Source organism: Rathayibacter sp. AY1C1, assembly GCF_002932105.1.
Classification (GTDB): Bacteria; Actinomycetota; Actinomycetes; order Actinomycetales; family Microbacteriaceae; genus Rathayibacter.
The window spans coordinates 25,848-34,427 of the sequence record NZ_PSWH01000035.1; the positions used below are offsets into that span (position 1 = coordinate 25,848).

The following is an 8,580-nucleotide window of genomic DNA, read 5'->3' on the forward strand; positions in this document are numbered from 1 at the left end:
ATGGTCTTCTCGGTGTTCCCGGTCAGTACCCGACGACGTCGGGCCAGTGGGTCTCTACGCCGCGCGACTCGAGCCTCGCCTGCAGGCGGGCGACGAGGGCGGGGTCGGCGGCGATCTCGTGGGGCGACAGGTCCTCGGCGAGGGCGAGGGCCGCCAGCTCGCCGACGGCCTCGCCGATGTTCCACTCCACGGGGTGGAGGCGGTACGCGCCGTTGGTGATGTGCGTCGTCCCGATGTTCTTGCCCCCGGGCAGCAGGTTCGTCGGGGTGCGCGGCACGAGGGCGCCGAGCGGGATCTCGAACGGCGAGCACTCCACGTCGAGGTAGTTGTCGCCTCCGGTGGTCGGGTGCAGGTCGATCCGGTACATGCCCACGCCGACGGAGTCGTCGAAGCGCGCAGGGCTCCCCGTCCCGCGAGCGGCGACGGAGACGTCCTGCTCGCGCACGGTGGTGAGCGCGCGGATCCGGCGGGACTCGCGGATGTAGGGGGCCTGCGCGAGGCCGTCGGCGGTGCCCATCACGTCGCCGCGGAGCCGGAGCCCGGGCCAGCCGCGGCCGCCGTCGGGCCGGGGCGCCTCGGTCTGGAGCCAGTAGAAGTACGACAGCGAGAGCGCGCGGGCGCCGGCGAGGTGCTTCTCCGGCTCCGGAACGTCGAGGATCGAGCTGTCGAGGTAGTCGAGCATCGGCCAGTTCGCGAGCACGATGTCGCTGTCGAGCGCGCCCGGCCGGAGGGTCTCGGTCGCGAGGATCCGGCGGAACATCCAGAGGTCGGTGTCCCCGCCCTGCGCGCGCTGGTCGGCGGTGCGGGTGTCGCCCACGGCGTTGACGTGCATCGTGCGGGTCTCGGGGCGCAGCGTCCTCGGGTTCGGCGCGGTGAAGGAGAGGAGCTTCCCGCCCCAGAACGGCACCTCGTACTCGTGCCAGTAGTCGTAGTCGGCCGGGCGCTCGATGGTGTGGTCGCCGTCCGCGCTGTCGAAGCCGAAGCACCAGGTGACGGCCTGCACGTTCATCGGGTCGGCGACGGCGGGAGCGCTGGGCTCGCCGTGCTCGTCGCGCGACTCGGACCCCGTGACGTAGTCGACCTCCGCGAGGGGGAGCAGCTCCCCCGTCTCGGTCGCGTCGACCACGTACCGTCCGGAGACGGCGAGCTCCTCGCCCGAGACCGCGTCGCGCAGCAGGACGCGCTCGATCCGGCCCGGGCCGCCGTCGACGGCGAAGGGGACGACGCCGGTGACGACGCGGATCGCTCCGCTCGAGCGGTAGGGGGCGAGCATCTCGTCGAGCACGGCGACGGCGACGCGGGGCTCGGCGCAGAGCCGGCTCACGAGTCCGCGGCCGGGGTTCAGGCGGTCGTCGCGCATCGCCTCGGCGGTGAGGGGGTAGTTGCGGCGGTAGTAGCCGCGGATGCCGTCCCGGAGGCGCCGGTAGTCGGCGGTGACGCCGAACTGCTCGACCCAGGTGTGCTCGTCCGGCGGGACGCCCTGCGAGGTGAGCTGGCCGCCCAGCCACGGGTACTGCTCGGTCAGCACGACCGAGAGGCCGTTGCGGGCGAGGGCGATCGCCGCCGCCACTCCTCCGAGGCCGCCGCCGATCACGGCGACATCTGCTTGCATCGGGGTCACGCGTCCGCCTCGTCCTCGTCGACAGTCTGGGTCATCGGCCTACTACCCGCGGGTAATACGTATTGCCGATTGATTAGACCGTAACGCACGAGTGTCCGGTTGGCAACGGTCTCCGCCGTTCCGAGCGATGCCGCGTCGACCCGCGGGCGTCCTCAGCCGGAAGCGGGCCGGATGTCAGGGCTCGGTGGCATGCTCGACCCCGAGCGCGGCCGGCGGGCGGCGGCGCGGAGCGGAGCAGCATGATCGGGTTGGATCTCACCGGGCGCACGGCCCTCGTCACGGGGTCGGGGCAGGGCATCGGGCTGGCCATCGCGACGACGCTCGCGGAGGCGGGCGCCGAGGTGATCGTGAACGCCCGCTCCGAGCGGTCGATCCGCCGGGCGATCGAGGCCGTCGGCGCGGCGGTGCCGGAGGCGCGGGTGCGCGGAGTCGCGGCCGACGTGTCGACGGAGAAGGGCACGGCCTCCCTCCTGCGCGCGGCCGCCGACGTGGACGTGCTCGTCAACAACCTCGGGATCTTCGGCTCCGCCGATGCGCTCTCCATCGACGACGACGAGTGGCGCCGCTACTTCGAGGTCAACGTGCTCACCGGCGTGCGCCTCACCCGCGCCTACCTCCCGGGGATGATGGAGCGCGAGTGGGGCCGCGTCCTCTACATCGGCAGCGACTCCGCCGTCGTCACGCCCGCCGAGATGATCCACTACGGAGTGTCGAAGACCGCGCTGCTGGGCGTCTCGCGAGGCTTCGCCAAGGCCGCCGCCGGCACCGGGGTGACGGTGAACAGCGTGCTCGCCGGGCCGACCCACACGGGCGGCGTCGAGGACTTCGTCTACGAGCTGGTCGACCGCGAGCTCCCGTGGGAGGAGGCGCAGCGCGAGTTCATGCGCCTGCATCGGCCGCAGTCGCTGCTGAAGCGCCTCATCGAGCCGGAGGAGATCGCCCACATGGTGGCGTACCTCGCCTCCCCGCTCGCCTCGGCCACCACGGGCGCCGCCGTGCGCGTCGACGGCGGCTACATCGACTCGATCGTGCCGTAGCGCGCGCTCCCGGGGCTTCCCGGGGCGCCGGCCGTCAGCGCGGAGGGGCGACCGAGCCGCCGGGGCGCCACGGGCCGCCGATGCGCTCCTGGAGGAGCGGCGCCGCCGGGTCGGCGAGGCGGGCGAGCAGCGCCTCCACTCCGCGGCGGCCGAGCTCGCGGCCGGGCGCGACGAGCAGATCGAGCGCCGGGTCGGCCAGGTCGGCGACGTCGGGGTCGGAGGCGAGCAGGACGATCGAGAGGTCCTCGGGCACGCGCAGCCCGCGGTGCCGCACCTCGTGCGCGAACCCGACGGCGGCGCCCCCGTTGACGATCACCACGGCGGTCGCGGAGGCGGGGTCGAACGAGCGGGCGAGGGTGCGGCCGCCGGCGGGCGACTCCTCGCAGCGGAGCAGCACGCCCTCGACGCCGCGGGCCGCGCAGGCGAGTGCGAACGCCTCCTGGGTGCGCGCGTAGGGGCCGAAGTCGGCCGCGGCGTCGCGGTCCGGGCCGAGCACGAGCGCCACCCGCGCGTGCCCCAGGCCGGCGAGCCGGCCGAGCGCCTCCTCGACCATGCCCTCGAAGTCGATGTCGACCCAGTCGAGGGCGGACGGATCGCGGGTGCGCCCGATGAGGGCGAAGGGCGTGCCGGAGTCCCGCAGGACCGGCACGCGCTCGTCCTCGCTGGTGACCTGCATCAGCACGACGCCGTCGATCAGGCCGTCGGCGCGCAGGTCCGCGAGGCGGTCGGAGCCGCCGACCGTCGGCCACAGGACGATCGAGTGGTCCTGCTCCGCCGCGGCCTCGGCGGCTCCGAGCAGGAACGAGGTGGCGGTGTTGAGCGGCCGGCTCGACACGAGCGGATAGACGACCGCGACGATCCCCGAGCGGCGCCGCGCGAGGGCGCGCGCCAGGGCGTGCGGCCGGAAGCCGAGCTCGTGCATCGCCGCCCGCACCCGCTCGCGGGTCTCGGGCGAGACGGGCTTGGTGTCGTTGACCACGAACGAGACCGTCGCGATCGAGACCCCCGCGAGGCGCGCGACATCCCTCATCGTGGCCACCGCGCCTCCTCCGCTCGCGCCGCCCGGCCGTGGTTGACGCGGGGCGGACGTCTCCCGCATCCTAGGAGACGCGGCCGGTAAAGCGGTTAACCCCGTGTCGGGCCGCCCACTGCCGCACCGTCTCCACCGTCGAAGAAGGAACACCGTGACCACACCCTCCTCCCCCGTCCGCGTCCTCGTCTGGGGCGAGAACCGCCATGAGCAGATCGAGGAGAAGGTCCGCGCGATCTACCCCGACGGCATGCACAGCACGATCGCCGACGGCATCCGCGAGAACCTCGGCGAGCGCGCCTCCGTCTCCACCACCACGCTCGACGAGCCCGAGCACGGCCTCACCGAGGACGTCCTCGACGCCACCGACGTGCTCGTCTGGTGGGGCCACATGGCCCACGGCGACGTCTCCGACGAGATCGTCGAGCGCGTCCAGCGCCACGTCCTCTCGGGCATGGGCCTCGTCGTCCTGCACTCCGGCCACTGGTCGAAGATCTTCGGCAAGCTCATGGGCACCACCTGCACGCTGCGCTGGCGCTCGGAGCAGGACCGCGAGCTGGTCTGGACCGTCGACCCCACGCACCCCATCGCCCAGGGGATCCCGCACCCCTTCCTGATCCCGCAGCAGGAGATGTACGGCGAGTTCTTCGACGTGCCGGCGCCCGACGAGCTCGTGTTCCTCTCGACCTTCACGGGCGGCGAGGTCTTCCGCTCCGGCATGACCTGGAAGCGCGGCCACGGGCGCATCTTCTTCTTCTCCCCCGGCGACCAGGACTACCCCGTCTACCACCAGGCCGAGGTGCGCCGCGTGATCGCGAACGGCGTCGAGTGGGTGCGCTCCTCGCGCCCCGAGCGCCGCCTCCCGGTGCTGCAGCGCTACGAGACCGAGGACTTCCACAACGGCCAGGACTACGAGGGAGCGCTCGTCCGATGACGGTCCGCCTCGTCCAGGTCGGCGCCGGCGCGATGGGCCGCGCCTGGATCCGCACCATCCGCGACTCCTCGGACGCCGAGCTCGTCGGCCTGGTCGACCTCGACGTCGACCTCGCGACGGCCGCGGCGGAGGAGGAGGGGGTCGGCCCGGTCGCGGTCGGCACCTCCGTCGCCGAGGTCGCCGCGCGCTCCGGCGCCGACGCCGTGGTCAACGTGACCGTGCCGCGGGCGCACCTCCCCGTCAGCTCGGAGGCGCTGTTCGCCGGGCTGCCCGTGCTCTCCGAGAAGCCGATCGCGCCGACCATCGCCGAGGCGCTGGTGCTCGCGGCGACGGCCGAGGCCTCGGGCCGGCTCCTGATGACCAGCCAGTCGCGCCGCTACTACTCGGCGATCACCGCCTTCCGCGAGCAGATCGCCGGGCTCGGGCAGCTGGGCACCGCCTCCGTGCACTTCGCGAAGGCGCCCCGCTTCGGCGGCTTCCGCGACGAGATGGACCACGTGCTCCTGGTCGACATGGCGATCCACGCCTTCGACGCGGCGCGGTACCTGCTCGACAGCGACCCGGTCGCGGTCTACTGCGAGGAGTACAACCCGGGCTGGAGCTGGTACGCCGACGGAGCCGCGGCGAGCGCCGTGTTCGAGTTCGCCGGCGGAGTGCGCTTCAGCTACACCGGCAGCTGGTGCGCCGACGGCCTCGAGACCTCGTGGAACGGCGACTGGCGCGTGAACGGGGCCGGCGGCACCGCGCACTGGGACGGCGACGGCGCTCCGGAGTGGCAGTCGCGCGAGTCGGAGGCGGTGCGGACCGCCACGCTCGAGCCCGTGCCCGAGGAGATCGCGGGCTCGCTCGCGGAGTTCGTGCGGGTGCTGGGCTCGGGGGCGGTGCCCTCGGGCGAGGTGCACTCGAACGTGCGGAGCCTCGCGATGGTGGAGGCGGCGGTCCGCTCCTCCGAGACGGGTGCGCGGGTGCGGCTCGACGACGTGCTGGAGGAGGGGTACGCGGAGGCGCTGACGCTCGCGCGCGACGAGCGAGTCCGCGCGGCCCTCGGCTCCTGGGGCTCGGCCGCGGAGGGCCTCGCGCGCTGACCACGCCGCCTGGCGGATCTCGAGGCGTCCGTGCCGGCGTCTCGAGACCCCCGCCCGGTCGCGGCTCCGCCACCGCGCGTTCGCCGGGCGGACACCTGCGGGCGGCGGTGCGTTCACCGGGGGCGGCCAGCGTGGGCGGGTTCCTTCGAAGCCGCTCAGGAGACCCGTGTCCTCTCGTCACACCCGCACCCGCACCGCCGCCCTCGCCCTCACCGTCACCCTCGCCGGCTGCACCCTCGGAGCCGCGGCCCTGCCCGCCTCCGCCGCGGGCGACTCCTTCTTCACCCGCATCGCCACGGTGCCGGCCTACCTCAACGCGGCCGACCCGTCCGCCGACTCCGCCGTCGCCGAGATCTCGAGCGCGTCGCCCGACGGCCGCCTGGTCTACTCGACGGACTCCGCCGGGCAGCGCATCGACGTCCTCGACATCTCGGACCCCGACTCCCCCGAGCCGCTCGGCGGCGTCGGCGTGGGCGGCGAGCCGACCTCGGTCTACGCGACCGGCGAGTACGTCCTCGCGGTGGTCGACACGAGCGACGGCGACTTCGCGAACCCCTCCGGCCACGTCAGCGTGCTGCACGCCGACGACCTCGCGCCCGTCGCGAGCATCGAGCTCGGCGGCCAGCCCGACTCCATCGACGTCACCACCGACGGCTCGACCGCGGTCATCGCGATCGAGAACCAGCGCGACGAGGACCTCGCCCCCGAGGGCGGCGAGGAGGGCGACCTCCCGCAGGCGCCCGCCGGGGAGCTCGTGGTGATGGACCTCGCGGGCGACCCCTCCGCCTGGGTGCCGGAGCACGTCGACCTCACCGGTCTCGCCGGCCTCGACACCCCGTCGGACCCGGAGCCCGAGTACGTCTCGATCAACCCGGCCGACACGGCCGTCGCCGTGACGCTGCAGGAGAACAACGCCGTCGCGATCGTCGACCTGGCCACCCGCTCCGTCACCGCCTCGTACACCGCTGGCACCGCCTCCGTCAGCGGCATCGACACGCTCGACGACGACTCGATCTCGCTGACCGGCTCGATCACCGACGTCCCGCGCGAGCCCGACGCGATCGGCTGGGTCGGCGACGACCACGTCGCGATCGCGAACGAGGGCGACTGGAAGGGCGGCACGCGCGGCTGGTCGATCCTCGACGCCGCGACCGGGGCCGTGCAGTGGGACGCCGGGAACTCGTTCGACCACCTCGCGGTGCGCCTCGGGCTCTACCCGGACAAGCGCTCCGACGCGAAGGGCTCCGAGCCCGAGGGCCTGCTCTCGGCCACCTTCGACGGCGTCCCCTACGTGTTCGTCGGCGCCGAGCGGGCGAACTTCGTGGCCGTCTACGACGTGTCGGAGCCGACCGCGCCGCGCTTCGTGCAGGCGCTGCCGTCGACGCCCGGCCCGGAGGGGCTGCTCGCCCTGCCCGAGCGCGACCTGCTGGTCGTCTCGAGCGAGACCGACGACGCCGAGGCCGCCGTCCGCGCGAGCGTGCAGCTCTACGCGCTCGGCGCCTCCGCCCCCGCGTTCCCGACCGTGCTGTCGGCCGACGTCGACGGATCGCCGCTGCCCTGGGGCGCGCTCTCGGGCCTCTCGACCGACCCGGCGGCGCCCGACCGCCTGTACGCGGTGAGCGACAGCGCCTACGCGCCGAGCACACTCCACTCGATCGACACCTCCGTCTCGCCGGCGCTGCTCGACACGACCCTCACGGTGACCGAGGGCGGCGAGCCCGCCGCTCTGGATCTGGAGGGGATCGCCGCCCGCGTCGACGGCGGCTTCTGGGCCGTGACGGAGGGCGGGACAGGCGACGGCAACGCGCTCCTGCGACTCGACGCGGATGCCGCGGTGACCGAGCGGATCGCCCTGCCCGCGGAGCTCGCCTCAGCGCTGGGCAAGCAGGGCTTCGAGGGAGTGACCGTCGAGGACAGTGCCGCCGGTGAGATCGTCTGGACGGCGCTGCAGCGCGAGGCCTCGATCGACGCCGACGGAGTGGTCCGGATCGGGCGCTACGACGTCGCCGCCGACAGCTGGAGCTTCTTCGGCTACCCGCTGGAGGCCGTGTCCGGGGCGGACGGCGACTGGAACGGGCTCTCGGAGATCACGCTGACCCCCGCGGGCACGCTCGCGGTGATCGAGCGCGACAAGCTCAACGGGCCGGACGCCGCGCTGAAGGCCGTGTACACGGTGCCGCTGCCGACGGAGGCCGGCGCGGCGGTCGGCGAGACGCTGCCGATGCTCGAGAAGACCCTCGCGGTCGACGTGCTGCCCGCGCTGCAGGCCGGGAACGGCTGGACACAGGAGAAGCTCGAGGGCCTCGGCATCACCGGCTCCGGCGAGGTGTTCGCGGTGACCGACAACGACGGCGTGGACGACGCGAACGGCGAGACGGTGCTCGCGTCGCTCGGCTCCGCGGAGTCCGTGTTCGGGACGGGGACGGTGCCGACTCCGGGACCGACTGTTGGGCCGACCGTCGAGCCGACGGTGGCGCCGACGGCTGAGCCGACCATGGCGCCGACCGCGCAGCCCACGGCCGAGCCGACCCGCACGCCGGCTCCCGCTCCGGCCGGCGCCGTTCCTCCGCGGACCGGCTCGGGACTCGCGAGCACCGGCGTCGAGACGGGCTGGACCGCCGCGGCGGCCTTCGCCCTGCTCGCCGGCGGAGCGCTCGCGCTCGGAGTGACGCGCCGCCGCCGCGACGCGCGCTGACGGACGCCGACGGCCCGGGGGACAGTGTCCTCCGGGCCGTCGGCGTTCCCCCGCGCAAGCGGGGCGGGTGGTCGGGTGTCAGCTTCCGGTGGGGGCGTCCTCGGTGTCGGGAGCGGTGCTCTCGGAGGGCGCCTGCGGGGCGACGGGCGCGGCAGGGCCGGAGCCGTCGGCGGGGGCC

Annotated in this window: 6 protein-coding genes; 4 read left to right on the plus strand and 2 right to left on the minus strand. The window is 74.1% G+C overall.

The features are described 5' to 3' along the window. Nucleotides 1-22 precede the first annotated feature (22 nt). Nucleotides 23-1,612 carry an FAD-dependent oxidoreductase gene (locus C5C71_RS14440; protein WP_104234052.1) on the minus strand — a complete coding sequence of 530 codons (1,590 nt, stop codon included), beginning with the start codon at nt 1,610-1,612 and terminating at the stop codon, nt 23-25. A gap of 251 nt (nt 1,613-1,863) precedes the next feature. Between C5C71_RS14440 and C5C71_RS14445 the strand changes: the two genes are divergently transcribed. Continuing rightward, entirely contained in the window at nt 1,864-2,658 is a 795-nt protein-coding gene (locus tag C5C71_RS14445) for an SDR family NAD(P)-dependent oxidoreductase (RefSeq protein WP_104238803.1), read from the plus strand. Nucleotides 2,659-2,692: 34 nt separating this feature from the next. On the opposite strand, the gene C5C71_RS14450 is transcribed toward C5C71_RS14445, so the two are convergent. After that, nucleotides 2,693-3,688: a LacI family DNA-binding transcriptional regulator gene (locus tag C5C71_RS14450; RefSeq protein WP_258063691.1), complete on the minus strand. Its 996-nt coding sequence runs from the start codon at nt 3,686-3,688 to the stop codon at nt 2,693-2,695. A 154-nt stretch (nt 3,689-3,842) separates the two neighbouring features. Here C5C71_RS14450 and C5C71_RS14455 point away from each other — a divergent pair, with 154 nt between their 5' ends. The 3 genes from C5C71_RS14455 (at nt 3,843) to C5C71_RS17995 (ending at nt 8,402) form a co-directional block, all read left to right on the plus strand. Next, complete coding sequence (locus C5C71_RS14455; protein ID WP_104337939.1) at nt 3,843-4,622, plus strand: ThuA domain-containing protein; 780 nt, start codon at nt 3,843-3,845, stop codon at nt 4,620-4,622. After that, nucleotides 4,619-5,707, plus strand: coding sequence for a Gfo/Idh/MocA family protein (locus C5C71_RS14460; RefSeq protein ID WP_104337940.1), 1,089 nt, complete (start codon nt 4,619-4,621; stop codon nt 5,705-5,707). Before C5C71_RS14455 ends, C5C71_RS14460 begins: the two co-directional genes overlap by 4 nt. A gap of 166 nt (nt 5,708-5,873) precedes the next feature. Then, nucleotides 5,874-8,402, plus strand: a complete 2,529-nt coding sequence (locus tag C5C71_RS17995; protein ID WP_104337941.1) for an esterase-like activity of phytase family protein — start codon at nt 5,874-5,876, stop codon at nt 8,400-8,402. Nucleotides 8,403-8,580 lie beyond the last annotated feature (178 nt).

What these genes read in the sequence shown, in the direction of transcription:
- C5C71_RS14440 (WP_104234052.1), bottom strand. Translation starts at nt 1,612, where the DNA reads ATGCAAGCAGATGTCGCCGTGATCGGCGGCGGCCTCGGAGGAGTGGCG.
- C5C71_RS14450 (WP_258063691.1), bottom strand. Translation starts at nt 3,688, where the DNA reads ATGAGGGATGTCGCGCGCCTCGCGGGGGTCTCGATCGCGACGGTCTCG.
- C5C71_RS14460 (WP_104337940.1), top strand. Translation starts at nt 4,619, where the DNA reads ATGACGGTCCGCCTCGTCCAGGTCGGCGCCGGCGCGATGGGCCGCGCC.